Origin of the sequence: Arthrobacter nitrophenolicus (genome assembly GCF_045833485.1) — a bacterium.
Taxonomy (GTDB): domain Bacteria; phylum Actinomycetota; class Actinomycetes; order Actinomycetales; family Micrococcaceae; genus Arthrobacter; species Arthrobacter nitrophenolicus.
Genome location: NZ_CP174504.1, coordinates 922,549 through 946,034 on the forward strand (window position 1 = coordinate 922,549; position 23,486 = coordinate 946,034).

21 protein-coding genes are annotated in these 23,486 nt (G+C 68.4%); 7 read left to right on the forward strand and 14 right to left on the reverse strand.

What is annotated here, in order from left to right:
* Nucleotides 1-2: 2 nt before the first annotated feature.
* Nucleotides 3-1,214 (reverse strand): acetoin utilization protein AcuC, encoded by a 1,212-nt coding sequence (locus ACJJV6_RS04350; RefSeq protein WP_407710021.1) that lies wholly within the window; start codon nucleotides 1,212-1,214, stop codon nucleotides 3-5.
* Nucleotides 1,215-1,318: 104 nt separating this feature from the next.
* Here ACJJV6_RS04350 and ACJJV6_RS04355 point away from each other — a divergent pair, with 104 nt between their 5' ends.
* Both ACJJV6_RS04355 and ACJJV6_RS04360 read left to right on the forward strand, forming a co-directional pair.
* On the forward strand, nucleotides 1,319-2,749 hold the full coding sequence (locus ACJJV6_RS04355) for a TrkH family potassium uptake protein (protein WP_133348882.1): 1,431 nt from the start codon (nucleotides 1,319-1,321) through the stop codon (nucleotides 2,747-2,749).
* A gap of 40 nt (nucleotides 2,750-2,789) precedes the next feature.
* Nucleotides 2,790-3,428 carry a TrkA family potassium uptake protein gene (locus tag ACJJV6_RS04360; protein ID WP_009358540.1) on the forward strand — a complete coding sequence of 213 codons (639 nt, stop codon included), beginning with the start codon at nucleotides 2,790-2,792 and terminating at the stop codon, nucleotides 3,426-3,428.
* Between the two features lie 76 nt (nucleotides 3,429-3,504).
* Here ACJJV6_RS04360 and proC read toward each other — a convergent pair whose 3' ends face one another.
* The 5 genes from proC to ACJJV6_RS04385 all read right to left on the reverse strand — a co-directional run bounded on the left by proC (nucleotide 3,505) and on the right by ACJJV6_RS04385 (nucleotide 10,712).
* Nucleotides 3,505-4,338, reverse strand: coding sequence for a pyrroline-5-carboxylate reductase (gene proC / locus ACJJV6_RS04365; RefSeq protein WP_407710022.1), 834 nt, complete (start codon nucleotides 4,336-4,338; stop codon nucleotides 3,505-3,507).
* 282 nt (nucleotides 4,339-4,620) lie between these two features.
* Nucleotides 4,621-5,616, reverse strand: a complete 996-nt coding sequence (locus ACJJV6_RS04370) for a Ppx/GppA phosphatase family protein (RefSeq protein ID WP_407710023.1) — start codon at nucleotides 5,614-5,616, stop codon at nucleotides 4,621-4,623.
* 62 nt (nucleotides 5,617-5,678) lie between these two features.
* Entirely contained in the window at nucleotides 5,679-6,131 is a 453-nt protein-coding gene (locus tag ACJJV6_RS04375) for an SseB family protein (RefSeq protein ID WP_407710024.1), read from the reverse strand.
* Between the two features lie 78 nt (nucleotides 6,132-6,209).
* Complete coding sequence (gene topA / locus ACJJV6_RS04380; protein WP_133348874.1) at nucleotides 6,210-8,936, reverse strand: type I DNA topoisomerase; 2,727 nt, start codon at nucleotides 8,934-8,936, stop codon at nucleotides 6,210-6,212.
* A gap of 123 nt (nucleotides 8,937-9,059) precedes the next feature.
* Nucleotides 9,060-10,712 carry a methyltransferase gene (locus ACJJV6_RS04385; RefSeq protein WP_407710025.1) on the reverse strand — a complete coding sequence of 551 codons (1,653 nt, stop codon included), beginning with the start codon at nucleotides 10,710-10,712 and terminating at the stop codon, nucleotides 9,060-9,062.
* 74 nt (nucleotides 10,713-10,786) lie between these two features.
* On the opposite strand from ACJJV6_RS04385, the gene ACJJV6_RS04390 reads away from it, so the two are divergent.
* Together ACJJV6_RS04390 and ACJJV6_RS04395 are read left to right on the forward strand one after the other, a co-directional pair.
* The gene (locus ACJJV6_RS04390) at nucleotides 10,787-11,275 is read left to right on the forward strand and encodes a hypothetical protein (protein ID WP_009358546.1); all 489 of its coding nucleotides are present in this window, start codon (nucleotides 10,787-10,789) and stop codon (nucleotides 11,273-11,275) included.
* Nucleotides 11,276-11,324: 49 nt separating this feature from the next.
* On the forward strand, nucleotides 11,325-11,894 hold the full coding sequence (locus tag ACJJV6_RS04395; protein WP_009358547.1) for a hypothetical protein: 570 nt from the start codon (nucleotides 11,325-11,327) through the stop codon (nucleotides 11,892-11,894).
* A gap of 31 nt (nucleotides 11,895-11,925) precedes the next feature.
* On the opposite strand, the gene ACJJV6_RS04400 is transcribed toward ACJJV6_RS04395, so the two are convergent.
* Nucleotides 11,926-12,819: a rhodanese-related sulfurtransferase gene (locus tag ACJJV6_RS04400; RefSeq protein ID WP_035753137.1), complete on the reverse strand. Its 894-nt coding sequence runs from the start codon at nucleotides 12,817-12,819 to the stop codon at nucleotides 11,926-11,928.
* A gap of 128 nt (nucleotides 12,820-12,947) precedes the next feature.
* Here ACJJV6_RS04400 and ACJJV6_RS04405 point away from each other — a divergent pair, with 128 nt between their 5' ends.
* Together ACJJV6_RS04405 and ACJJV6_RS04410 are read left to right on the forward strand one after the other, a co-directional pair.
* Complete coding sequence (locus tag ACJJV6_RS04405) at nucleotides 12,948-13,640, forward strand: GNAT family N-acetyltransferase (protein ID WP_407710026.1); 693 nt, start codon at nucleotides 12,948-12,950, stop codon at nucleotides 13,638-13,640.
* 84 nt (nucleotides 13,641-13,724) lie between these two features.
* The gene (locus tag ACJJV6_RS04410; RefSeq protein WP_407710027.1) at nucleotides 13,725-16,202 is read left to right on the forward strand and encodes a DEAD/DEAH box helicase; all 2,478 of its coding nucleotides are present in this window, start codon (nucleotides 13,725-13,727) and stop codon (nucleotides 16,200-16,202) included.
* Here the strand turns inward: ACJJV6_RS04410 and ACJJV6_RS04415 are convergent.
* The 7 genes from ACJJV6_RS04415 to ssd all read right to left on the reverse strand — a co-directional run bounded on the left by ACJJV6_RS04415 (nucleotide 16,199) and on the right by ssd (nucleotide 21,645).
* A complete protein-coding gene (locus ACJJV6_RS04415) occupies nucleotides 16,199-16,651 on the reverse strand; it encodes an Rv3654c family TadE-like protein (protein WP_407710028.1) in 453 nt (150 codons plus the stop codon). The genes ACJJV6_RS04410 and ACJJV6_RS04415 overlap by 4 nt on opposite strands.
* Nucleotides 16,648-17,157, reverse strand: a complete 510-nt coding sequence (locus tag ACJJV6_RS04420; protein WP_407710029.1) for a TadE family type IV pilus minor pilin — start codon at nucleotides 17,155-17,157, stop codon at nucleotides 16,648-16,650. Before ACJJV6_RS04420 ends, ACJJV6_RS04415 begins: the two co-directional genes overlap by 4 nt.
* Nucleotides 17,154-17,516 (reverse strand): DUF4244 domain-containing protein, encoded by a 363-nt coding sequence (locus ACJJV6_RS04425; protein ID WP_407710030.1) that lies wholly within the window; start codon nucleotides 17,514-17,516, stop codon nucleotides 17,154-17,156. The genes ACJJV6_RS04420 and ACJJV6_RS04425 overlap by 4 nt, the downstream gene beginning before the upstream one ends.
* A gap of 136 nt (nucleotides 17,517-17,652) precedes the next feature.
* On the reverse strand, nucleotides 17,653-18,267 hold the full coding sequence (locus ACJJV6_RS04430; RefSeq protein WP_407710031.1) for a type II secretion system F family protein: 615 nt from the start codon (nucleotides 18,265-18,267) through the stop codon (nucleotides 17,653-17,655).
* The gene (locus ACJJV6_RS04435; RefSeq protein WP_407710465.1) at nucleotides 18,264-19,169 is read right to left on the reverse strand and encodes a hypothetical protein; all 906 of its coding nucleotides are present in this window, start codon (nucleotides 19,167-19,169) and stop codon (nucleotides 18,264-18,266) included. Before ACJJV6_RS04435 ends, ACJJV6_RS04430 begins: the two co-directional genes overlap by 4 nt.
* Nucleotides 19,169-20,449, reverse strand: coding sequence for a TadA family conjugal transfer-associated ATPase (locus tag ACJJV6_RS04440; protein ID WP_407710032.1), 1,281 nt, complete (start codon nucleotides 20,447-20,449; stop codon nucleotides 19,169-19,171). Before ACJJV6_RS04440 ends, ACJJV6_RS04435 begins: the two co-directional genes overlap by 1 nt.
* On the reverse strand, nucleotides 20,446-21,645 hold the full coding sequence (gene ssd / locus ACJJV6_RS04445; RefSeq protein ID WP_407710033.1) for a septum site-determining protein Ssd: 1,200 nt from the start codon (nucleotides 21,643-21,645) through the stop codon (nucleotides 20,446-20,448). Before ssd ends, ACJJV6_RS04440 begins: the two co-directional genes overlap by 4 nt.
* Nucleotides 21,646-21,762: 117 nt before the next feature.
* Here ssd and ACJJV6_RS04450 point away from each other — a divergent pair, with 117 nt between their 5' ends.
* Nucleotides 21,763-23,481: a bifunctional 3'-5' exonuclease/DNA polymerase gene (locus tag ACJJV6_RS04450; RefSeq protein WP_407710034.1), complete on the forward strand. Its 1,719-nt coding sequence runs from the start codon at nucleotides 21,763-21,765 to the stop codon at nucleotides 23,479-23,481.
* Nucleotides 23,482-23,486: the final 5 nt, after the last annotated feature.

Below are 23,486 nucleotides of genomic sequence, written 5' to 3' on the forward strand. Positions count from 1 at the left end.
GCCTAGTCGAACCAGGGATCCAGGCCGTGCAGCGGAAACACTGCCTTGCGGGTGGCCATCACGGTGCGGTCCACGGCGTCGTTGGGGTCGAAACCCACCTCCCAGGACCGCCACCAGAGCTCCACGTCGTCGCCCATCAGCGCGGGGGTCGCTGCCCCGAACTTGTCCTCCACGTAGTCCCGCCAATCCTGGGGTACGGCGGCTCGCAGGGGGACGGGCCGCCCCGCCGCGATGGCCACCAGGTGGCTCCACGACCGGGGAACCACATCCAGGACGTTGTACCCGCCGCCGCCGGTGGCAATCCAGCGGCCTCCGCAGAAGCGTTCGGCGAGTTGCCCGACGGCGCTGGCCGCCTCCCGCTGGCCGTCCACGCTGAGATTGAGGTGCGTCAGCGGATCCGTGCGGTGGGAGTCGCAGCCGTGCTGGCTGACGATCACCTCCGGCCCGAAGGCGGCCACGAGCTGCGGAACCACCGCGTAGAAGGCCCGGAGCCAGCCGGCGTCGCCGGTTCCCGCGGGCAGGGAGAGGTTTACCGCTGTCCCCTCCGCCTGGGGCCCGCCGATTTCGTTGGCGAACCCGGTTCCCGGAAACAGGGTGAGGCCGGACTCGTGCAGTGAGAGCGTCAGCACCCGGGGGTCATTCCAGAAGATGCTTTCCGTCCCGTCTCCGTGGTGCGCATCGACGTCGATATATGCCACCTTGCGGATGCCGCCGTCGAGCAGCCTTTGCACGGCGAGCGCGGCATCGTTGTAGATGCAGAAGCCGCTGGCACGGTCGCGGGCGGCATGGTGCATGCCCCCGCCGAAGTTGACGGCGTGCAGCGCTGAACCGTCCAGGATCTGGGCGGCACACAGCAGGGAGCCGCCGGCCAGCCGGGCGGCCGCCTCATGCATGCCCGCGAACGCCGGATCGTCCTCGGTGCCCAGGCCCCGCGCCTCGTCCGGTTCCGAAGGGTTGGCGCTGACCCGCCGCACGGCCGCCACGAATTCGGGCGAGTGCACCAGCTCAAGTTCGGGGTCGCTGGCCACCTCGGGAGCTTCCACCGAAACGTGGTCCAAGTCGAACAGGCCAAGGCTCTGCGCCAGGCGGGCGGTGAGATCCATTCGCTCCGGCGCCATCGGGTGGCCCGGGCCGAAGTTGTAGGCGGTCATGTCAGGACCCCACGCCACCACCGTTGGCGGGGCGGGCTTGCTGAGACCGGGCAGGTATGTCATCAATCACAGGCTACCCGAGCACGGGGCCCGTCCAGCCCGGCCATTACGCGGGCATTAGTGGTTTACTACTGGGGGAAGCAGATTCAACCGAGGAAAAGCCACACATGACGCAAAGCCAGTCGAGGCCGCGGAACCCGGCCAGCTGGCACCCCGCGCAGGAGCGGGAGGGCCTCTGGATACTGACGCGGCTGCGCGACTTCGTCGACGACATCGCCAACACCTCCCCGGCCCGGCTTGCCCTGACGGTATTCGCTGCCGTGTGCCTGGTGTTCACTTTCATTCTCTCCCTGCCGGTCTCCTCTGCCTCCGGAACAGCCACCCCGCTCCACCAGGCGATGTTCACAGCCGTCTCTGCGGTGTGCGTCACCGGCCTCACCGTGGTCTCAACGGCTGTCCACTGGTCCTTCTTCGGCCAGCTGGTCATCCTCATCGGTGTGTTTATTGGCGGTTTGGGAACCCTGACCCTGGCCTCGCTCCTGGCGTTGATGGTGAGCAAGCGCCTTGGGGTCCGGGGCAAGATCATTGCAGCGGAATCCATGAACAACGCAGGGCGACTGGGTGAGGTAGGTACCCTGCTGCGGATCGTCATCACAACGTCCGTGGTGATTGAAGGAATCCTGGCCCTGGTCCTGATCCCCCGGTTCCTGGTCCTGGGGGAGCCGTTCTGGCAGGCTGTCTGGCACGGGATTTTTTACGCCATCTCCTCCTTCAACAATGCAGGCTTCACTCCGCACTCGGACGGCATCGTGCCCTACGAAACCGACCTGTGGATCCTGGTTCCCCTGATGCTCGGTGTCTTCCTGGGCAGCCTGGGCTTTCCCGTGGTCATGGTCCTGCAGCAGAACGGGCTGAACTGGAAAAAGTGGAACCTGCACACCAAACTCACCATCCAGGTCTCATTCATCCTCTTGGTGGCGGGCACCGTCCTGTGGGCCGTGATGGAATGGGACAACCTGCGGACCATCGGGACGATGGACATGGGCGACAAGGTCACGCATTCTTTATTCGCGTCCGTCATGATGCGGTCCGGGGGCTTCAACCTGGTGGACCAGAACCAGATGGAATCCACCACCATGCTGCTCACGGACGCACTCATGTTTGCCGGCGGCGGCTCCGCGTCAACGGCCGGCGGCATCAAGGTGACCACCATTGCCGTGATGTTCCTGGCCATCGTCGCAGAAGCCCGCGGTGACAGGGATGTCAAAGTCTATGGCAGGACCATCCCTGAGGGCAGCATGCGGGTGGCCATCTCCGTGATTGTCGCCGGGGCAACCCTGGTGTCGGTTTCGGCGTTCCTGCTGCTCCACATCAGCGGTGCCTCCCTGGACCGGGTGCTGTTCGAAACGATCTCCGCCTTCGCCACCGTGGGGCTGAGTACAAACCTCAGCGCCGAAGTGGCGCCGGAGGGCGTCTACGTCCTGACGGCCCTCATGTTCGCCGGCCGTGTGGGCACCGTGACCCTCGCCGCCGCCCTGGCGCTGCGCCAGCGCAGCCAGCTGTACCACTATCCCGAAGAGAGGCCGATCATTGGCTAGTTCCCCAGACGCCCCACGGCGCCCCGCCCACAATGCCCCCGTGCTGGTGATCGGACTGGGCCGGTTTGGTTCATCCACGGCAGAGCAGCTGGTCAAGCAGGGCAGGGAAGTGCTCGCGATCGAGCGGGACAGGACCCTGGTGCAGAAGTTCGCGCCCCTCCTCACCCACGTGGTGGAAGCAGACGCCACGAACATCGACGCCCTCCGCCAGCTCGGCGCGCAGGAATTCAGCTCCGCGGTGGTGGGCGTCGGCACGTCCATCGAGTCCTCGGTACTGATCACCGTTAACCTGGTGGACCTGGGCATCGAGCACCTGTGGGTCAAGGCGATCACGCCGTCGCACGGCAAGATCCTCACCCGCATCGGTGCCAACCACGTGATTTACCCCGAGGCCGACGCCGGCGTCCGTGCCGCACACCTGGTTTCGGGGCGCATGCTGGACTTCATCGAGTTCGACGACGACTTCGCCATCGTGAAGATGTACCCGCCGCGCGAGACCGTCGGCTTCACCCTGGACGAGTCCAAGGTGCGGTCCAAGTACGGTGTGACGATCGTGGGGGTGAAGTCCCCGGGCGAGGACTTCACCTATGCACGCCCGGAAACCAAGGTGTCCTCCCGCGACATGCTGATCGTGTCCGGGCATGTGGACCTGCTGGAACGGTTCGCCGCCCGCCCCTAGCCCTGCCGAGAGTTTTCGTCCAGATACGGTGACTTCCGGGCCGGGAAAGCCGCCATATCTGGACAAAAACTACTGGCTAGCCGAGCTGGCGGGTGATCTCCGCTGCCCGGTCAGCCGCCGCGCGGGCGCCTGCGGCGATGATGGAGGGCATGCCCCGCTCGTCGAACGTGGCGATGGCCCGTTCCGTGGTGCCCTTGGGACTGGTGACGGCTTTGCGGAGGGCGGACGGATCGGCGCCCGGCTCTGCGAGCATGAGCCCGGCCCCGGCGACCGTTTCGCGGGCCAGGAGCAGGGACAGTTCGCGGTCCAGGCCCAGTTCCTCGCCGGCCGCGGCCATCGCCTCAGCAAGGTAGAACGCGTAGGCGGGACCTGAGCCGCTAATGGCCGAAAGGGCGTCCACCTGCTCTTCAGGGACCTCGACGACGGTTCCGGCGCACTGCAGGATGTCCTTCACCTTTTGCAGCTGTTCCGGGCTGCAGTTGGTTCCCGGGGACACGGACACCACGCCGCGGCCCAGCTTGGCCGGGGTGTTGGGCATGGTCCGGATGACCGGCTGGCCTGCAGGGAGGGCGGCCTCGAGCTGGGCGATGGACACGGCCGCCGCTACGCTCACCACCACGGTGTCCGGGGCCAGGGCACCGCTGATTTCCCGGGCAAGGTCGGTAATTCCGACCGGCTTTACCCCGAGGATCACCACTCCGGACCCCTTGGTGGCCTGCTTGTTGTTGTCCGGCTCCTCGTCGCCGGCGATGGCCGTGATCCCGTGGTACCGCTCGGCCAGTTCCGCGGCCCGCTCGGCGCGCCGGACGGTGGCGACGATGTCCGCCGGATCCGTCCCCGCTTCCAGCAAACCACTCAGGATGGCTTCGTTCATGGACCCACAGCCAAGGAAGGCGATTCGGTTGCTCATGGCTCCATCATTGCAGTTAGGCATGGTGCGTGCCGATTCCTTACGCACCCGCATTGCAACGCACTATTCACAGGTTGCTCCCATGTTCACTGCAGGTAGCTCACATCTGGCACCCCTACTGTAGTAATTACCTCATTGAGGGTGCGAGTGATGCGGCAGGCATGGGGATGCCTGCCAGGACACCGGCGGCCGGCAACAGGTTTTCCCCCATTTTTCCTGTTGCCGGCCCCGGTGTTTCCGCTTTTAAGCAGCAGCCTTTGGTGCCGGCTCCCCCGAGCCGGGTCACTGGATGGCGGCGACCCCAGCAGCCTGGGGCGGCGTAATGTGCGGCGCAGGCTCGAGCGGCCCGTCAAACACCAGCTGGTCGAGCCGCCGGAGGATGAGGCCCTCGCGCAGGGCCCAGGGACAGATCCGCAGCTTCTTGAACTTAAACAGTTCCAGTGCGGCCTCGGCAACCAGCGCGCCGGCCAGCAGCTGGTGGGCACGCGCTTCCGAGACGCCCGGCAGGTGCAGACGGTCCTCGGCCTTCATAGCGGAGATGCGCTGGGCCCAGATGCCCAGGTCCGTGGCGTTGAGCTCGCGTTTGACGTAAGGACCGGCGTCGCTGGGGGCTGCCCCGGCAATCCGGGCAAGGGACCGGAAAGTTTTCGACGTGCCGGCAACCACGTTGGCCCTGCCCAGCCCGTCGAACTCACGGACAGCCGGCTTCAGCGTGGCCCGGATATAGCGCCGGAGTTCCTTGACGCTTTTGGCAGTGGGCGGATCATCGGGGAGCCAATCCCGGGTGAGCCTGCTGGCGCCGAGCGGCACCGAAGTGGCCAGCTCGGGCAGCTCATCCTGGCCGAAGGCCATTTCAAAGGACCCGCCGCCGATATCCAGGTTCAGGATGGGCCCGGCGCCCCAGCCGTGCCAGCGCCGGACGGCGAAGAACGTCATGGACGCCTCTTCGCTGCCGCTGAGCTCCTGCAGCGTCACCGTTGTTTCATGCTTGACCCGGGCCAGCACGTCCGGCCCGTTGGTGGCTTCACGGATGGCCGAGGTACAGAACGCCAGCAGGTCCTCGGCCTTATGCCGGGCTGCGAACTCCCAGGCTTCCAGGACAAACTCCGTGAGTTCGTGCTGCCCGGCGTCGCTGATGCTGCCGTCCGGTTCAAGGTACTGGACCAGGGACAGGGGTCGCTTGTGCGAGGCAAAAGGAACCGGCCGCGCGCCAGGGTGGGCATCCACCAGCAGAAGATGGACAGTGTTGGACCCGATATCGAGGACGCCTAGCCGCATGGTGACATTATTCACCGGCGCAGGCGCCGTATTCCAACTCGGCGCGCAGCCCGTTGACCTGCTTAGTTGCCTGCGGGGTTCTCCGGAGCGCCGTCCGGAAGTTCATCCGCACGCTTGAAGTCGCGCTTGATGTTGGCCACGCCCTCCGGGTTGATTTCGAAGCCGTAGGCAGCGCCGGGATTTATCACCATGCCCAGCTCCTCACCGATGTTGGCGATGATCGCTGCCCCCTGGGTGCCCAGCACGTTCGGCGCGGCGTCCAGGTACGGCCGGTCCACCCGGCTCGGGTGCGAGAAGACAGCCAGTACGGGGTCACCCTCGGCGTTGGCCAGGACCAGCGGCTCCACCTGGGAGTCTTCGCCCTCCACCGTGTCCGAGCTGATGATGTAGACCTCGCTGTTAAGGAAGGACAGGATGACGTCCACGGGGCTTGCGTCCGGCTGTCCGCCTTTGGCGAGCTGCTCCTCGAGGTCGTTCAGCGGAGTGGGATCGGCAATTGCAGGCTGTTCAGTCATCCCCCTACCCGATCACGTTCGGGTGGGCCCGCGCAATTCCCGCTGGTGGTTGGACCACGGCCCAACCACCAGCGTGACCTACTTCTTGGCTGTGGCCTTCTTCTTGGCCGGTGCCTTGCGCGTGGCGGTGCGCTTGACCGGCCCCTTGGCACGTTTCTCGGCGAGGAGCTCCACCGCCTGTTCCCGCGTCAGTTCCTCCAGGGAGGTGGCGCGCGGAACAGTGATGTTGGTGATGCCGTCGGTGATGTACGGGCCGAAGCGGCCCTCTTTCACCACAATGTTCTTCTCGGACACCGGGTCCGGGCCGAACTCCGCAAGCGGCGGCACGGCCGCACGGGCACCGCGCTGCTTCGGCTGGGAGTAGATCTCCAGTGCCTGCTCCAGCGTGATGGTGAAAATTTCCTCTTCCGAGCCGATGGACCGGGAGTCCGTGCCCTTCTTCAGGTACGGGCCGAAACGGCCGTTCTGCACGGTGATGGGGTTGCCCTCAGCGTCCTCGCCCAGCACCCGCGGCAGGCTCATGAGCTGCAGGGCTTCGTCCAAAGTCACCGACTCCACCGTCATGGACTTGAAGAGCGAACCGGTGCGCGGCTTGGCCTTGACCGGCTTCTTGGGCGGCTTGGGCTTGCCGTTCTTGTAGTACTCGACGGGCTGTGCGGCGATCTGTTCCTCGGTCATCTCGGGGATGATCTCGGTGACATACGCGCCGTAGCGGCCGTTCTTGGCCACGATGGTGTGACCGGTGTGCGGATCGGTGCCGAGCACGCGTTCCTCGGGGGCGGCGGTCTCCATCAGCTCGATGGCCTTGGCCGCGGTAAGTTCATCCGGGGCAAGGTCCTCCGGCACGTTCGCGCGCGCCGATTCCACGATCTCTCCCGTCTTGGGGTCGACGGTAGCGGCGGAGCTCTCCAGGTAGGGTCCGAACTTGCCCACCCGAAGGGTGATCTCGTCGGTAATGGGAATGGAGTTGATTTCCCGGGCGTCGATCTCGCCCAGGTTGTTGACGATGCTCAGCAGGCCGGGGTCCGAATCCTCGCCGAAGTAGAAATGGCGCAGCCAGGAGGCGCCCACGGCCTGGCCGTTTGCGATCTTGTCCAGGTCGCCTTCCATGTCGGCCGTGAATTCGTAGTCCACGTAGTCGCTGAAGTGCTGCTCCAGCAGGCGGATGACGGAGAACGCGATCCAACTGGGCACCAGGGCGGAGCCCTGCTTCCGGACGTAGCCGCGGTCCTGGATGGTGGAGATGGTGGACGCGTAGGTGGACGGCCGGCCGATGCCCTTTTTTTCCAGCTCGGCGGTCAGGGACGCTTCGGTGTACCGCGGCGGCGGGGATGTCTCGTGGCCCACGGCCACGATCTCCGAGGCCGTGAGGGCGTCGTCCTTGGCCACGTTGGGCAGCCGACGGCCTTCGTCGGAGTCGTCGTCGCCGCGGGTCTCGTCCTTGCCCTCTTCATAGGCGGCCAGGAAGCCGGGGAAGGTGATGACGGTGCCGGAAGCGGAAAATTCTGCGTCCCGGCCGTCCGAAGCCACCGCACCGAGGCGGATGGTGGCGGTCGAGCCCTTGGCGTCGGCCATCTGGGAGGCGACGGTCCGCTTCCAGATCAGTTCGTAGAGCCGGAATTCGTCGCCGGACAACTGCTTGGCCACCTGGGCCGGGGTTCGGAACGAGTCGCCGGCGGGACGGATGGCCTCGTGGGCTTCCTGCGCGTTCGCGGCCTTGTTGGAGTAGACCCGGGGCGAGCCCGGAATGTATTCGGGGCCGTACAGCTCCGACGCCTGCCGGCGGGCGGCCGTGATGGCCTCGTCGCTCAGCGCGGAGGAGTCCGTACGCATATAGGTGATGTAGCCGTTTTCATACAGCCGCTGCGCGATCTGCATGGTGCTTTTGGAGGAGAACCGCAGCTTGCGGCCCGCTTCCTGCTGCAGCGTGGAGGTGGTGAACGGTGCGGCGGGGCGCCGGGTGTACGGCTTGGTGTCCACCGACCGGACGCGGAAGTCCGCGTCCTGCAGGCCGGCGGCCAGGGACGCCGCCAGTTCCTCGTTGAGGTGGGCGACGTTCTTGGAGACGAGGACGCCGTCGTCGTTGAAGTCGCGGCCGGTGGCGACCTTCGCGCCGTCCACGGCGGCGAGCTTGGCCTTGAAGGAGCCGGAGTCGGCGCCGAACTGGCCGGTCAGGTCCCAGTAGGACGCGGCCTTGAACGCCATGCGTTCGCGTTCGCGGTCCACCACCATGCGGGTGACCACGGACTGCACGCGGCCGGCGGACAGGCCGCGGGCCACCTTGCGCCACAGGACGGGCGAGATCTCGTAGCCGTAAAGGCGGTCCAGGATGCGCCGGGTTTCCTGGGCGTCCACCAGTGCGGAGTCGACGTCGCGCAGGTTCCCCATGGCGCGCTGGATGGCTTCCTTGGTGATTTCGCCGAACGTCATCCGGTACACCGGGACCTTGGGCTTGAGCACTTCCAGCAGGTGCCACGCGATGGCTTCGCCCTCGCGGTCCCCATCGGTTGCGAGGTAGAGTTCGTCGGCGTCTTTGAGCGCCGCCTTCAGTTCGGTGACCTTTTTCTTCTTGTCCGCGGACACCACGTAGTAGGGCTTGAAGTCGTGCTCGATGTCGACGGCGAACTTGCCTACCGAGGTTTTCTTCAGCTCTGCGGGGAGCTCCGAAGGCTGCGGCAGGTCGCGGATGTGACCGATGGAGGCCTCGACAATGAAGCCCTCGCCCAGGTACTTGGCGATGGTCTTGCTCTTGGCCGGAGACTCCACAATCACGAGTTTCTTGCCGGTTTTGGCCTTGCTTGGCACGGTGCTCCTACAGAAAAAGGTTGCTGGGGCAGATGAGCCCATATTGGCCTAGTTCACCATATTTTGGACAATTGTGCGCATTCGGTGTGGAAAACCCTGTGGCGCACAAAGGCTGCGGAAGGCTCAGGCGCGGGCCGGAACCAGGAAGCCGTCGCGGACCAGGTTTTCCACGTCTGCCAGCAGCGTGCTGCGGAAGCTGCCGGCATCGAATCCCGCGCCGTCGCCGTCCATGCCGCCGCCGAGGAGCGCCTCCAGGGCGCCGGCGATCTGCCCGGCGGTCAGGTCGCCGTCGCAGGCCGAAACGAACCCGGCAAGCTCGGTGCTGAGCAGGTTGGTCCGCCGCAGCCCTGCCCCCTGGCGCAGCAGGATCACGCCGGGATGCTCCGCGCCGGGCCGCTGGTGCCGTTCTTCGGTGACGTCTTCGGCCACCAGCAGGTGCGTGTCCTCGAGCGTGTTGGCGGCGAGCCAGTCGCAGCGTTCGACGGCGGCGTCCAGGTGGGGGCCGATGGGCTGCTCGATGGGGTAGGTGATTTCCTCGAAGCGGCTCACGGTCGGTTCTCCGCCGGGGAGGGGACGGCGCAGCCAGACCATGCCGAAGCCGATCCCTTCCACGTTCCGGGACTCGAAGTCGGTGAGGTAGGCGGCGTAGGCATCCCGGTAATGTTCCCGGTCACGGCCTTCGGACGCGTCCTGCAGCCAGGTTTCGGCGTACTGCTCCGGGGCGACCTGCTCGCGCTGGATGAACCACGCGTCCGTGCCGGGCCTGACCCAACTGCGGGGCCGCTCGTGCCACTCCGCCCCGGCGGGCACCTCCCAGTTGCCGAGCATCTGTGCGGTGCCGCCCGGCGCCAGGACCCCGGGAAGATCGGCCACCAGCGAGGAGACGATGTCATCGCCCGGCAGACCCCCGTCGCGGTACGTGAACTGTCCCGCGGCTTCCTCGCCGGCGCGGCGGGGCGTGATGACGAAAGGCGGGTTGGAGACCACCAGGTCGAACTCCTCGCCGGCCACGGGTTCCAGGAGCGATCCCAGGCGGAGGCTCACGCGGTCCTCGAACCGGTCCGGGTCCACGGAAAGGGCCTCGGCGTTGAGGAGGATGTTGAAGCGGGTGAAGGCGAGGGCGCGTTCTGAAATGTCCGTGGCCGTCACGTGCTCGCAGTGGTGCAGCAGGTGGAACGCCTGGATCCCGCACCCCGTACCAAGATCAAGGGCCCGCCGTGTGTGGCGGCGGACGGTGGTCTGCACCAGGGTGGTGGAAGCCTGCCCGATGCCCAGGACGTGGTCATGCCGGAGGACCCCCTCCTGCTGGTGGGCCGCGAGGTCGCTGGCCACCCACAGCTCGGCGCCGCCGCTGCCATCCTCATTTGCGTCCCAGCCGTAGGGCCGCAGGTCAGCCTTTGCCGCCAGCAGCGTAGTGCCGGGCACGGGCTGCACCAGCCCCAGTTCCAGGAGGCCCTCGCTGCCGACGCCCGGCAGGGCCGCGTCCAGCACGCCCCGTTCCTGCGGTTCGGCCAGGAGCCACAGCCGGACGACGGCGGCCAGCGGCCGGGCGCTTTCGTCCCGCCGGACCGCGTGTTCGGTGGCCAGGAGGGCCGGGATGATCTGGTCCCTGTTGAGCGCGGCAGAGGCTGCTGGCCCGAGGAGCTGCGCGACGCCGTCGAGCGTGTAGCCGGTCCGGCGCAGGTCTGCTGCCAGGGCTGACAGCAGCTGGGGACGGTCGCTGCGGGGGGCGTCGGGGATGCTGCCGGCGGAAAACTCGTATGGGGATCTAGGCACCGGTCAAGTTTAGTCCGGCGGTCCTGGACGGGGCGCCGTACTGGCCTGTCCTGTCCGCGGGGTAGCGTTGAAGCATGCCTTCTCCGCTGCCCCTCCTTCCGCGTGCCCGCCGCCGGGCTGCCGTCCGCCGCCGCCCGCTGAAGTCCGCAGGGCAGCTGCTGGCTGCCGTCATGCCCGCCGCGGCCCTCGCCCTGGCGGCCTGCTCCCCGGTGGTCTCAATCGAGAACGCGGATGTGCCGGAATGGCAGGCCACTGCCCTGCCGTCCCCCGCGGAAGCCGTGCTGGCGGACGCCGGGAAGATCCTGAACCGGGACCACATCGTGCAGGAAGCGTCCAGCGTTCCGGCCGGACGCTACACCCTCACGGCCACGTGCGAAGGCGGCGGGAAAGCCTTCTTCGCGCTGTCGCTTAACGGCACCCAGGTGGTGGACGCCGGGGCGGCCTGCAACGGCAGCCGGGAAGTCACCAGGATCACGCTGCCCGGGCCCGGCAAGGTGGAGATCAGCACCTCCAGCGTGGATGCACCCCTCATCTACGCCTACCACCTGGTGCCTGCCGAATAGCGGTCCTCCCGGTATGGCCCGCCGGGCCCTGCGGGCTTAAAGTCGGACTATGCCCACCGTGCGGAGATTCTCCGCGCCCCTTTCCGGAGGGACAGCACGGGCACCGCTGGCGCGGAAGCCGGCGGCCGCCGTCGTCCTGGGCCTTGTGCTGGCAGCCGGGATGGCGTTGGGCGGCTGTGAATATACGTACGACGACGGCGGGGGCTGGTCCGGCGTCCCCGCGGAACCTACCGCTGCTCCCGCTCCCGTTTTCACCCGCGACGCGCTGCGGCGCGACCCCGTGCCTGAAGGGGAACTGGAGACGTGGGTGGAGCGGACCCTGCCCGATACTCCGCAGCCGGTAGTCCATGCAGGGGCTGGGCTCCTTGCCGCGGCGGAAGTGCGGACGGAAACCACCCCGGTGCTGGAAACCGGCACCTATGCACTGGCCCTGGCCTGCCGGAGCCAGCGGCGGGTCAATTTCGTTGTCCGCAGTGACGCGCTGACGCTGGTGGACCTGGGCCTGAGATGCGGGGTCAACCGGGAGAACGTCATCTACCTCTCGGCAGAGACGTCGTTGAGCATCACGGTGGAGGCCAGGACCGGAGCCAACTTTGCCTACCGGGTGCGGCGGCTTTGAGGGTGGCTTTCGGGCTGCCACCGGATGCTGCCTAGGCCGCGCAGCCCTCGGGGCAGCGCAGCGTGTCGGGGCTCGCGGCGCACTCCGCGCAATACAGCGTCAGGGTGCGGCAGCTGGGGTTGGAGCAGTTCTCGAACTTGCTGGTGGGCGCCGAGCAGCGCGCGCATTCGCCGATGGTCTTGGCCTCCTCGCTGAACTCGAGGTGCATGCGCTTGTCGAAGACGTAGAGCGAGCCTTCCCAGAGGCCCTGGTCCTTGAAGGTTTCGCCGTACCGGACGATGCCGCCGTCCAGCTGGTAGACCTCCTTGAAGCCCCGGTTCACCATCAGGCTAGAAAGCACCTCGCAGCGGATGCCGCCGGTGCAGTAGGTCACCACGGGTTTGTCCTTCAGGGAGTCGTACTTGCCTGAGTCCAGTTCCTTGATGAAGTCATGGGTGGTGGCGACGTCCGGGACCACAGCGTCCTTGAACCGGCCGATCTGGGCTTCAAAGGCGTTCCGGCCGTCGAAGAAGACCACCTCTTCGCCGTCCTGTTTCCGGGCGTCCACCAGCTGGTGCAGTTCCTCGGGCTTGAGGTGCTTGCCGCCGCCCACCACACCGTTCTGGTCCACCTTGAGCTCGCCGGGCGCGCCGAAGGAGACGATCTCGTCGCGGACCTTGACGCTGAGCCTCGGAAAGTCCTCCGCGCCGCCGTCGGACCATTTAACGTCGATGCCGTGAAAGCCCTTGTATTCGCGCGTTGTCTTGACGTACTGCTTTACAGCGCCGATCTCGCCGCCCACGGTGGCATTGATGCCGTCCTTGGAGATGATGATGCGCCCGGTGAGGCCCAGCTTTTCGCAGAGAGCACGCTGCCAGAGACGCACGGCGTCCGGGTCAGCGATGGGGGTAAAGCCGTAGAAGAGCACGATTCGGTTCAAAGCCACGTATTTAAGGGTACCGGCTGGGGTCCGGGCACCTGCCCGCCCGGGCTGGCCCATGCACCCGGACCTCCTCCATCACAATTGCGTAAGCACCCTGTTGCTGGAGTTCCGGCTGGAATAGTGTTCATGCCATGAGTCCGGAAACCATGATTGAAGACATCACTGGCCTTCTTGAAGTGTGGGTGGCGGGCTGGGCCGGCTGCCGCGGGTACCAGACATCCAAAGAGGGCCGTTTCCCCGCTGCACTCCGGGCGGACACGAGCGGCGAATGGGAATACTTCGCGTCCGACCCCACTGACGGCGAATTCGCCGCCCTGGCTGCCAAGACGGCAGAGGTTCCGCCCCGTGTCCTGACGATCCTCACCAACGACATCCCCCGCTACGCAGCCCTGGCCGGCAGGCACGGGCTGAACGTCACCTCGGACACCCAGACCATGATGATTGTGGACATGGAGACGCAGGACGCCGAGGACCCCTGGCTTTCCGACGACGACCTGACCTTCTCCGCATCCGAGCAGAACGGGGTCCACTACGCCGAGGTACGCTCCGGCGAAGCCCTGGCCGCGAGCGGCCGGGTATACGTGGTGGGTGACACCGCCGTGTTCGACAAGATCATCACGGAACCGGGGTTCCAGCGCCGCGGGCTGGGCAGTTTCATCATGCGGGCCCTCGCCGCGCAGGCATTCGAGCATGACGTCACCGCGGGGCTGCTGCTGGCCTCCGTCGACGGCCAGAAGCTCTATTCGCATTTGGGCTGGAGCACGGTCTCCCGCGTGCTGATGCTGTCTGCCTCCCACGACGGTTCCGATCTGTCCCTGAGCTGACCGTTCCCTTTCGTTGTCCCGCAGCCCGGTTCGCCCTTGGGGGAACCGGGCTGCGGCCTTCCACGTGGGTGAAACAATGTTGGGGTGAACCCCCATGACTCCCTGATTCCCATGCTGGGCCGTGGCCCGGATCCGGAACAGCTCCGTCATGTCCGCACCCTGCCGGCGCGTGCGGCGGTCCACGCACCGTGGCCGGCCTGGGTCCATCCGGACCTGGTGGACGCCTACGCTTCGCTGGGCATCCGGGAGCCCTACCGGCACCAGGTGGAGGCTGCCGACATCGCACACGACGGCGGCCATGTGGTGGTGGCCACCGGCACCGCTTCAGGAAAATCACTCGCGTACCAGCTGCCCGCGCTGGATGCCATCCACCGGTCTGAATTGCGCGTCCTCGCTGATCCGGGCAAGATCCACGACGACGGCGCCGTCACCCTGTACCTCTCCCCCACCAAGGCTCTGGCCGCCGACCAGCTGAACGCCATCCGTGCCCTGAAGCTTCCCACCGTCCGGGCCGAGACATACGACGGCGACACCGACCCCGCCTCCCGGCGCTGGATCCGCGACCATGCAAACTTCATCCTGGCCAACCCTGACATGCTCCATTTCGGCATCCTCCCCAACCATGCCTGGTGGGCCGGGTTCTTCCGCCGGCTGCGCTACGTGATCGTCGACGAAGCCCACAGCTACCGGGGCGTGTTCGGGTCCCACGTGGCAAACCTGATGCGGCGGCTGCGGCGGATCTGCGCGTATTACGGAGCCGGCACCTCCTTCCCGGAGCCGGTGTTCATCGCGGCCTCCGCCACGGCTTCGGACCCCGATGCCTCCTTCTCCCGGCTGATCGGCGCCCCGGTGCAGGCCGTTTCCAGCGACTGCTCACCCCACGGGGCCACCACTGTCGCCTTCTGGGAGCCGGCGCTGAGCGACGTCAGGGGCGAGAACGGTGCGAAGGAACGGCGGACTGCCGTGGCCGAAACAGCTGACCTGCTCGCCAACCTGGTGTCCGCCCAGGTGCGGACCATCGCCTTCATCAAATCGCGCCGCGGCGCGGAAAGCATCTCCACCATCACCAAACGCCTCCTGGAGGAGGTGGATCCGAGCCTCCCGCAGCGGGTGGCGGCCTACCGCTCCGGGTACCTCCCGGAGGAACGCCGCGCCGTGGAACGGGCCCTCCGCTCCGGCCAGCTCCTGGGCGTGTCCAGCACCTCCGCCCTGGAACTGGGGATCGACATTTCCGGCCTGGACGCTGTCCTGGTGGCGGGCTGGCCCGGCACCCGGGCCTCCCTGTTCCAGCAGATCGGGCGTGCCGGCAGGGCTGGGCAGGAGGCCATCGCCGCCTTTGTGGCCAGCGACGATCCCCTGGACACCTTCCTGGTGAACCACCCGGAAGCGATCTTCGATGTGTCCGTGGAGGCCACGGTCTTTGATCCCTCCAATCCCTATGTGCTGGGCCCGCACCTGTGCGCTGCGGCCGCCGAACTCCCCCTTGGTCCCGGCGAACTGGACCTTTTCGGCGGAACGGCAGAGGCGCTCCTGGACAAGCTCGTGGCGCAGGGCTACCTCCGCCGCAGGCCCGCGGGCTGGTTCTGGACCCACGCCCAGAGCGCCGCGGCGATGGTCAACCTGCGGGCCGACGGCGGCGGGCCGGTGAGCATCGTGGACGCGGACACCGGTTCCCTGCTGGGCACCATGGACTCGCCGCAGACCCACTACCAGGCGCACAACGGCGCGGTCTACATCCACCAGGGCGACAGCTACGTGGTGGAGGACCTGAACGAGGAGGACCACTGCGTGGTGGTGCGCCGGGCCAACCCGGACTACTACACCACTGCCCGGGACGTCACCCAGATCGAGGTGCTGGAGACCCGGCGCACCATGCAATGGGGTGACATCACCGTCCACTTCGGCGACGTCAAGGTCACCACGCAGGTGGTGTCCTTCCAGCGCAAGGCCCTGATTTCAAACGAGATCCTGGGCGAGGAACCACTGGACCTCGGAGCCCGGGACCTCTTCACCAAGGCCGTGTGGTTCGTGGTGGACAACAGGTCGCTCACCGCCGTCGGCCTCATCGAAGCCCAGTTCCCCGGCGCGCTGCACGCCGCCGAGCACGCCGCGATCGGGCTCCTGCCGCTGGTGGCGTCGAGCGACCGGTGGGACATCGGGGGCGTCTCCACTGCCCTGCATGCCGACACCGGGGTGCCCACCATTTTTGTCTATGACGGTCACCCCGGCGGGGCCGGCTTTGCCGAACGGGGTTTTGACAAGGCAAAAGTGTGGCTGGCGGCCACCCGGGATGCGATCAAGGCCTGCGAGTGCGACTCCGGCTGTCCGTCCTGCGTGCAGTCCCCCAAGTGCGGGAACAAGAACAACCCTCTGGACAAGGACGCCGCGGTCACCCTGCTGGACGTTCTGCTGAGGGACGCCACGGAACACCCGGATATCACCGGGCGGCCGGACGGCACAGGACAGTCGGACGTCACAGGACGGCGGGCGGCTGCAGGGCAACAAGAAGCCACCGGGGAGCAGGGCATCGGCGAACCAAGCGCCGGCTCACGGCGGGCCTAGGGAACTCCACCGGGTGGAGGTCCTGCCCGGGCATGGCCGCTGGCCGGACCCAATACGGACCCGTCCAGCCGTGTCCGGACCTCGAGTGTCTGGCCAGGCCCCGCCACGCAGCTGACCACCACCGCCGAGTGGCGGGCAGCCACCGTTGCTGCCACTTCGCAAGGCTGGCCATCGGCGAGGCCGCGGAGCGCATCTGCGCCGGCCAGGGCAGCGAGGTCGGCGGCCGAAGCTGCCCTGCTGCCCAGCACCGCCGATTGGGCCAGCAGCATCACCATGGCCGCGATGAGCAGGACCACCAGCGCCAGGCCAGCGGCAAGAACCGTGCCGGAGCCCCGCTCGGCCTGGTCGCCAGGTGGCGGAGCCAGCGGAGCAATGAGGCCGCTGCCGCGCCGCCCGGAGGCACTCCGGTAGCCAGGCACGGGTCCGCTGCGCCGGTGAACTCCGATCATCTGTTGCCCCTCCCGTCCGTCAGCCCGACGGCCGTGGCTGCTGCGGGCGCTTCGCTGCGGGTGGTGGCGCGGGCCGTCAGAATCCAAGGAATCGAGGAGCCCAGCGGCCCGCCCACGCGGTCCGTGACCGTGATGCTGTACCAGCCGCCTTCCGCTGCGACCGTAGCTGCTGCAGTGCCGCCGGCCAGTGTCCTGACGGTTCTCTCGACCCTGGCGGGATCCTCGCCCCTCGCCAGGGCCCGCGCACCGGCCCGCGCCCCCTCCTCGATCCGCAACTGGGTTGCCCCGGCCGCAGCCCCCGCCAGCAGCATGGCCAACAGGGCAAGCACCGCGGGAAGCACCACGGCGAACTCGGCGGTGACCGCGCCGCGTGCCGCGTTCGACGTGCCGCTTCCGCGTCCGGGTCCAGCATTCCGGCGTCCCGTCAGGCCGGCACCCCGGCCTCGCCGGCCGAAGGGAACGGTCCGGGGTGTACGGCGCTGAAGCGCGGCCGGTGCAGCGGTCACGGCAGTGCCAGTGCGGTGCGGATCAGGGTCAGCAGGAAGCCGCGGACCTCGTCGCTGCGGAGGATGAAGACAAGGAGGCCGGCCAAGCCAACCGCAGCAAGGGTGGCGATGGCGTATTCGGCGGTGGCCATGCCTGCCTCCGAACCCATCAGCCGGACAGTGCGGCTGTGCTTTTGGGCCAGGCGTGCACCCGGGTAGAGCTCCACAACGTTGGCCGGCAGCGTGCTGCCGGTGGTCGACCCTGCTTTGCCGGACCAGTTGTGTTCCCGGCCCGGAGCGGCCGGGCTGGACAGCGCCGGGCTGGACAGCGCCGGGCGGGCAGGTCCGGCGTAGTAACTGCGGTGGTGGTTCATGGACATGTGGTGTTTCCTTTCGTGGGGCCGGTGATGTTGCCGGCTGTCTTGACTCTTCCGGTCCCCAACAGGACCGGTAAGTGCGCGGGCGGCCTAAGTGGAAAAGGCCGGTTTCCGGGCCGGTGTGGAGGAAAGGACGTAGCTAACTGCCGGATGGCACCAGGGCCAGCAAGACGGGAACCACGCCCAGGCAGATGAAGGCCGGAAGGGAGCACAGGCCCAGCGGGACCACGAGCTTTACGCCCAACGAGGCGGCGCGCTTCTCTGCTGCCCGGAATCTCTCCCGGCGCAGCCTTGCGGCCTGGGCATAGAGAATGGCCGACGACGGCGCGCCGGTCAGGGCCGCGAAGCCGAGGGCGTCGCGCAATTCCAGGATCTCGGGGAGCCGGACGGCTGAGCTGTGCCAGGCGGTCTCCCAGTCGGCGCCGATGGACAGGGCGGAGACCACCGGTCGGAGCGCCGCGCGGTACCGGATTGAGGCCGAGGCTGCCACGAGTTCCAGTGACCGCCCGATGCCGGAGCCTGCGTCCAGCATCGCCGCCACCAGTTCGAGCATCATGGCGGTATCGCGCAGGCCCGTCCCACCCCGTGTGCGTGTGGTTTCTCCTTGACCCGCGGACAGGGCAGCCGGGTCCGGTCCGGTGATGCGCAGGTGACGAAGCCGTTTCCTCGCCGTCCACCTGCCGGAGCAGATGAGGCAGGCGGCACCTGCAAGTGCCAGGAAGACGGCGGCGGCCAGCGGGCCGTTTCCGCTCATGGCACTCCCGCCCCGGCGGCGGCCGACACCAGGCGCGCCGACCACACCCGGCCGGCGGCAGTGAGCACTAGTCCGGCTGCCAGCGCTGCCAGGCCCAGGGGTGTTCCCAGCAGAACGGCAACTGGATCCACGCCCAGCGCCACTCCCAGGCCCAACCCCATCAGCGGCAGCCATGTCAGCAGGGTGACGGTGGCCTTCGGCCCTGCCAGTGCCGTCTGCCGGGCAGCATCGGCGTCATCCTCCACTTCAAGCTGGGCCGCAAATCGGGTGAGCACATCGGCGAGGGGGCATCCGCTGGCTTCCGCGATGTCGAGACAGGCCGCCAGCTCGGACCAGATCCGTGCTTCGCGGTTCCGGACCGCCGGCGTCGCATCCAATGTCCTGCGGATTGCCTCGGATACGGGCGTCCCGCCTGCTGCTGCAGCCCTGGCAGAGGCAAGCACTGCCACGGAACCCGCCGACAATCCGGCGCCGGGCGGGCCTTCCTGCCGGCTGGCGGCAGAGCGACTGGCGGCAGAGCGGTTGGCGACTGAATTCCCGTCCGGGGACCGCGCGGGGTGCAGCCGGAACGGATTGGCCGGAGAGTGCCCCGGGTGACCGCCGCCTTCCGCCCCGTACAGCACCCACAGTTCGTCCCACAGCCGGCCGGGCGTCCGGCCGCCTTTCAACAGGGCTGCGAGTTGCTGGACCACCAGGGTCAGGGCCGCGGCTGCGGGCATGCTTCCTCTTCCTGCCGAACCCCGCCGCTTCCGCCCAATCCATGGCCGTCTCAGTCCGGCCCCGGGGAAAGGGACAGCCCGGCTGTGTCCTGCCGCGCGGCGCAGCCTGGCCGGTGCCCCGTGTGGCGGCTTCAGCAGCAGGACGGCTGCAAGGACGAGGACGGCGGCCAGGAGCAGGATCATCACGGATCCCCCGCCTGGACACCCAGGCGTGCGGCAAGCGCCGGCCACGCGGGACCGGGTGCGCGGGCGGCGGCTTCGAGCGCGGGAACGACCGCCAGCCCGTCCGGGCCGTCGCCAATGACGCCGATACAGGAGACTTCCCGTCCCCGGGAAGTCCGCTCAACGTGGATGACGACGTCAAGGGCGCTTGCTGCCTGGAGCCTCACTGCATCCGGGCCCAGTCCGGCCAGGGCGCCGAGCGCCGTCAGCCTTGCAGGCACTGCGGTTGCGGTGTTCGCATGGATGGTGCCGCCCCCGCCGCTGTGGCCGGTGTTCATGGCCGTGAGGAGCTCGCGTACCTCCGCCCCGCGGCATTCGCCGACCACCAGCCGGTCCGGGCGCATGCGCAGTGCCTGCCGAACCAGTTCGCCGAGGTCCACCTCGCCACCGCCTTCCAGGTTTCCGTGCCGCGACTCGAGCGACACCACGTGCGGATGGCGTGGATTGAGTTCGGCCGCATCCTCGATCAGGACCAGCCTCTCCTCCGGCCGGCACAGCCCCAGCAGGGTCGACAGCAGGGTGGTCTTGCCCGATCCGGTGGCACCGCTGACCAGGAAGCTCAACCTGTGCTCCACCACTTTTTCGAGGACATCCTGCAGCCGCGGACTGAACATTCCGGCCGCGCCAAGTTCGGCCATGGTGAAGACCCGTTCCCGGCGGATCCGGACGCTGATCAGGGTCCCTGCCGTGGAGACCGGAGGGAGGACGGCGTGGACGCGGTAGCCCCCGGCCAGGCGCACATCCACGCAGGGTGAGCCGTCGTCCAGCCGCCGTCCGCCGGCTGCCACCAGCCTGCAGGCCAGTGCCCGCAGCTGGGATTCGCTGTCGAAAACGATGGCCGTGCGCTCGATGCCCCGGCCCCGGTCCACCCACACGGAATCCGGCGCGTTCACGAAGATGTCCGTGGTGGCGGGATCGCGCGTGAGTTCCTGAAGCGGACCCAGGCCGTTCAGCTCCGCACTGATCCGTTCGGCCGCGGCCAGGGCGCCGGCGGTGCCCAGGAGCTTTCCGGTGGCCTGCACGGCGGCTGCCACCCGCGACGGCGTGACCGCACCTGCCTCGGCCATCATCGATTCGCGCACGGATTCCAGCAGCCCGGCGTCGACCCGGCGCCGGCTGTCCTGTCCGCGGTTGTCGCGCCGCCGGGCAGGCACCGCGGCCGGCGGGGCTGCCGGATATCCGGCCGGGTCCGGTCCGGGCACGACCGGGCCAGGCACCAGCGGACCGGGGTGCTGCCTCATACGAGTTCCTCCACAAACATGTCATCACCCAGTGCGTCCAGGACGGATGCGGCGAAGTGCCGGATGCTGCGCCGCTTGCCCAGGTCAAGGAGCCTGCCCGCTTCGACGGCGGCGGCCACCCCGCGCAGTTCCGGCACCCGCCCCTGGACGGGAAGCCCGATGGCGTCGGCGAGCAGTGGACCGTCCAGCGCGGAACCGGGCTTCCCGCGGACCAGGAGGGCAGCCTCCACCGGCGGGAACTCCTGGAGCAGCCGCGCCGCCGCTACGGCAGCTTTGAGCTGCGCGGGAACCACCACCAGGATCCGGTCGCAATCCCACGTGAAGGCCTGGAGCGGCTCTGTCCGCCGGCCGATATCCACCACCACCAGTTCGTAGCCCCGCCGGGCAGCGTCCAGTACACCCACCGTGGTGGACGCAGCTACCGGAACGGGCTGGTCCCTGCTGGCGGGCCATGACAGGAAGGAGAACCCGCCTGCCACGGGCAGGGAGTCCGAAAGCTGCACGGGGTCGATGCTGCCCCGGGCATCGGACAGGTCCGGCCAGCGCAGGCCCGGGTGTTCCTCGGCAGCGAGGGCGAGCTCCACTCCTCCACCCCAGGGATCTCCGTCCACCAGTAGCACGCGGACCCCCAGGCCGGCGGCGGCCTGCGCGATCCAGACGGCGGCCGTGGTGGCTCCGGCGCCGCCGCACCCGCCCGTCACGCCGAGCACCAGTCCGCCGGGAGCAGGCGAACGAGACCTGCTGAGATGGTCGGCCAGCCACGCCGCGGCGTCCGGAAGCACCGCCACCCGTTCAGCGCCCAGGGCTGCGGCGAGGTGCCACAGGCTGTCGCCTTCGCCGTCAAGCCCCACCAGCACTGCGGGCGCCCGGCGCCGCGGCGGGAGTTCGCGGATATCGCTGCCCACCAGGACCGCGCCCGCCCCTTCCCAGTACCGGCCGCTTTCGGCGGCGTCGGCAACGACGCGCAGGTGCGCGCCGGCGGCCGCCACGATACGCTCCACCTCGGACCGGAGGAGCGTGGACGACGTCACCAGGAGCACCTCGTCGGCACCGGCCGGCAGCCATGCTCCGGCGGCGTCGTTTCCCGGGCCGGTTCCAGTACCTGCGCCCCCGGCCGCCACCTCGCCGGAGGACCGCGCGGAACCGCCGGCACTGCCTGGATCCGCGTGGGAAGGGGTCAACTGGTGCCTGCTCATGGAGCCACTCTCCACCGGCGGCGGGAAGCAGGTAAGGCACCGCGGCCGCTATGTGGAAAAGCCGGGCCGGATGGTGCCCGCACCGGACCAGCCCATGGATCAGGGCACAATTGGAGCATGTACCTGCTGCTCGCCGCCCACCCCCACGGCGCGGCCCTTCAGGAACTGACCCAGGCGGGCGGGCCCCAGCCGGCCAACCCCGAAGCGCGCATCATCGCCCGGGAAGACCTTGCCGCCGTCGTGCGCCGGCTTGAAAATGACCGAAAGGGCGGGCAGCCGCCGCGCTGGATCTGGCACCGCACGCAGGACTGGTACCCCGGCCTGCTGGCGTCCGGCGTGGAACTGGAGCGCTGCTACGACCTCACTCTCTGCGGAAATATCCTCGCCTTCTCCCAGTTCACCGCCCATACGGAGTACGCCCGCACGGCGGACAGGACCCCGGCCGAGGACCCGGTCCTCCCGCCCAAAACACTCCTGCCGCCCCGCCCGCCGGCGGACCAGGGCGCCCTGTTCGATGAGCCGGACACGGCGCCAACACCCCGGCACACTCCCGCTGAGCTCCGCACCGAGTACGCCGCGCAGCAGGCTGCCCTCGCCGCGGTGGGCCCGGAGGGAAACCAGCGCAACCGGCTTCAGCTGCTGCTCGCCGCAGAGTCCGCCGCCGCGATGATCGCCGCCGAAATGCAGCACGCCGGCGTTCCCTGGCGCGAGGACCTGCACGAAAAGATCCTCGCCGACCATCTCGGGCCGCGCCCGCCATTAGGCCACCGCCCGGCCCGGCTGGAGGCCCTGGCCGCTGAACTGCGCAACCTGCTGAACGCGCCCGCCCTGAACCCGGACTCCCCGCAGGACCTGATCCGGGCCCTGCACCGCAACGGCATCGAGGTGAAAAGCACACGAAAGTGGGAGCTGCGGGAGTCCGGCCATCCGGCCATAGAGCCCCTGCTGGAGTACAAGAAACTCTCCCGGCTCCACACCGCCAACGGCTGGGCCTGGCTTGATGCCTGGGTGGCGGGCGGCAGGTTCCGGCCCGAGTATGTGGTGGGCGGCGTGGTCTCCGGGCGCTGGGCGTCGCGCGGCGGCGGTGCCCTGCAGATCCCGCGCCAGGTCCGCGGCGCCGTGCATGCCGATCCAGGCCACAAACTGATCGTGGCGGACGCGTCCCAGCTGGAGCCCCGTGTCCTGGTGGCGCTGGCGCAGGACTCCGTGATGGCCGAGGCCGCGCGCGACCAGGACCTGTACGCAGCCATCGCCGCCAAGGGCTTCGGCGGCGACCGCGCGAAGGCGAAGATGGCCCTGCTCGGCGCCATGTACGGGGCCACCTCGGGGGAAGCCGGCAGGCTTATGCCCCAGCTGGCCCGGACGTATCCGCGCGCCGTGGACTTCGTGGAACGTGCGGCGCGGACCGGGGAAACCGGCGGAACGGTCACCACCAGGCTGGGCCGCAGCAGCCCGCCGCCGTCGGAGCGCTGGTTCCACAGCCAGCGGTCCACCACCGCCGAGGAGCAGCGGCGCGCGGAATCCATTGCCAGGTCGCGGGGCCGGTTCACCCGGAATTTCGTGGTCCAGGGCTCTGCCGCTGACTGGGCGGCCTGCTGGCTCGCGGAATTACGACGCCGGCTGCGCGGCCTGCGCGCGGACGGTACCCCGGGTGCCGAACTGGTCTTCTTCCTCCATGACGAAGTGATGGTCCATGCTCCGGTGGAGCGGGTGGCTGCCTGCACCAAGGCCATCGAGGACGCTGCCAACGATGCCAAGGAACTGCTGTTCGGCCGCATCCCGGTGGAGTTTCCCGTCAGCATGGCCGTGGTGGACTCCTACGACCACGCCAAGTGAGGCAA

What these genes read in the sequence shown, in the direction of transcription:
- ACJJV6_RS04425 (WP_407710030.1), bottom strand. Translation starts at nt 17,516, where the DNA reads ATGTCCATGAACCACCACCGCAGTTACTACGCCGGACCTGCCCGCCCG.
- ACJJV6_RS04415 (WP_407710028.1), bottom strand. Translation starts at nt 16,651, where the DNA reads ATGATCGGAGTTCACCGGCGCAGCGGACCCGTGCCTGGCTACCGGAGT.
- ssd (WP_407710033.1), bottom strand. Translation starts at nt 21,645, where the DNA reads ATGAGCAGGCACCAGTTGACCCCTTCCCACGCGGATCCAGGCAGTGCC.
- ACJJV6_RS04435 (WP_407710465.1), bottom strand. Translation starts at nt 19,169, where the DNA reads ATGATCCTGCTCCTGGCCGCCGTCCTCGTCCTTGCAGCCGTCCTGCTG.
- ACJJV6_RS04375 (WP_407710024.1), bottom strand. Translation starts at nt 6,131, where the DNA reads ATGACTGAACAGCCTGCAATTGCCGATCCCACTCCGCTGAACGACCTC.
- ACJJV6_RS04350 (WP_407710021.1), bottom strand. Translation starts at nt 1,214, where the DNA reads ATGACATACCTGCCCGGTCTCAGCAAGCCCGCCCCGCCAACGGTGGTG.
- ACJJV6_RS04430 (WP_407710031.1), bottom strand. Translation starts at nt 18,267, where the DNA reads ATGAGCGGAAACGGCCCGCTGGCCGCCGCCGTCTTCCTGGCACTTGCA.
- ACJJV6_RS04395 (WP_009358547.1), top strand. Translation starts at nt 11,325, where the DNA reads ATGCCCACCGTGCGGAGATTCTCCGCGCCCCTTTCCGGAGGGACAGCA.
- ACJJV6_RS04370 (WP_407710023.1), bottom strand. Translation starts at nt 5,616, where the DNA reads ATGCGGCTAGGCGTCCTCGATATCGGGTCCAACACTGTCCATCTTCTG.
- ACJJV6_RS04390 (WP_009358546.1), top strand. Translation starts at nt 10,787, where the DNA reads ATGCCTTCTCCGCTGCCCCTCCTTCCGCGTGCCCGCCGCCGGGCTGCC.
- ACJJV6_RS04440 (WP_407710032.1), bottom strand. Translation starts at nt 20,449, where the DNA reads ATGAGGCAGCACCCCGGTCCGCTGGTGCCTGGCCCGGTCGTGCCCGGA.
- ACJJV6_RS04405 (WP_407710026.1), top strand. Translation starts at nt 12,948, where the DNA reads ATGAGTCCGGAAACCATGATTGAAGACATCACTGGCCTTCTTGAAGTG.
- ACJJV6_RS04450 (WP_407710034.1), top strand. Translation starts at nt 21,763, where the DNA reads ATGTACCTGCTGCTCGCCGCCCACCCCCACGGCGCGGCCCTTCAGGAA.
- ACJJV6_RS04355 (WP_133348882.1), top strand. Translation starts at nt 1,319, where the DNA reads ATGACGCAAAGCCAGTCGAGGCCGCGGAACCCGGCCAGCTGGCACCCC.
- proC (WP_407710022.1), bottom strand. Translation starts at nt 4,338, where the DNA reads ATGAGCAACCGAATCGCCTTCCTTGGCTGTGGGTCCATGAACGAAGCC.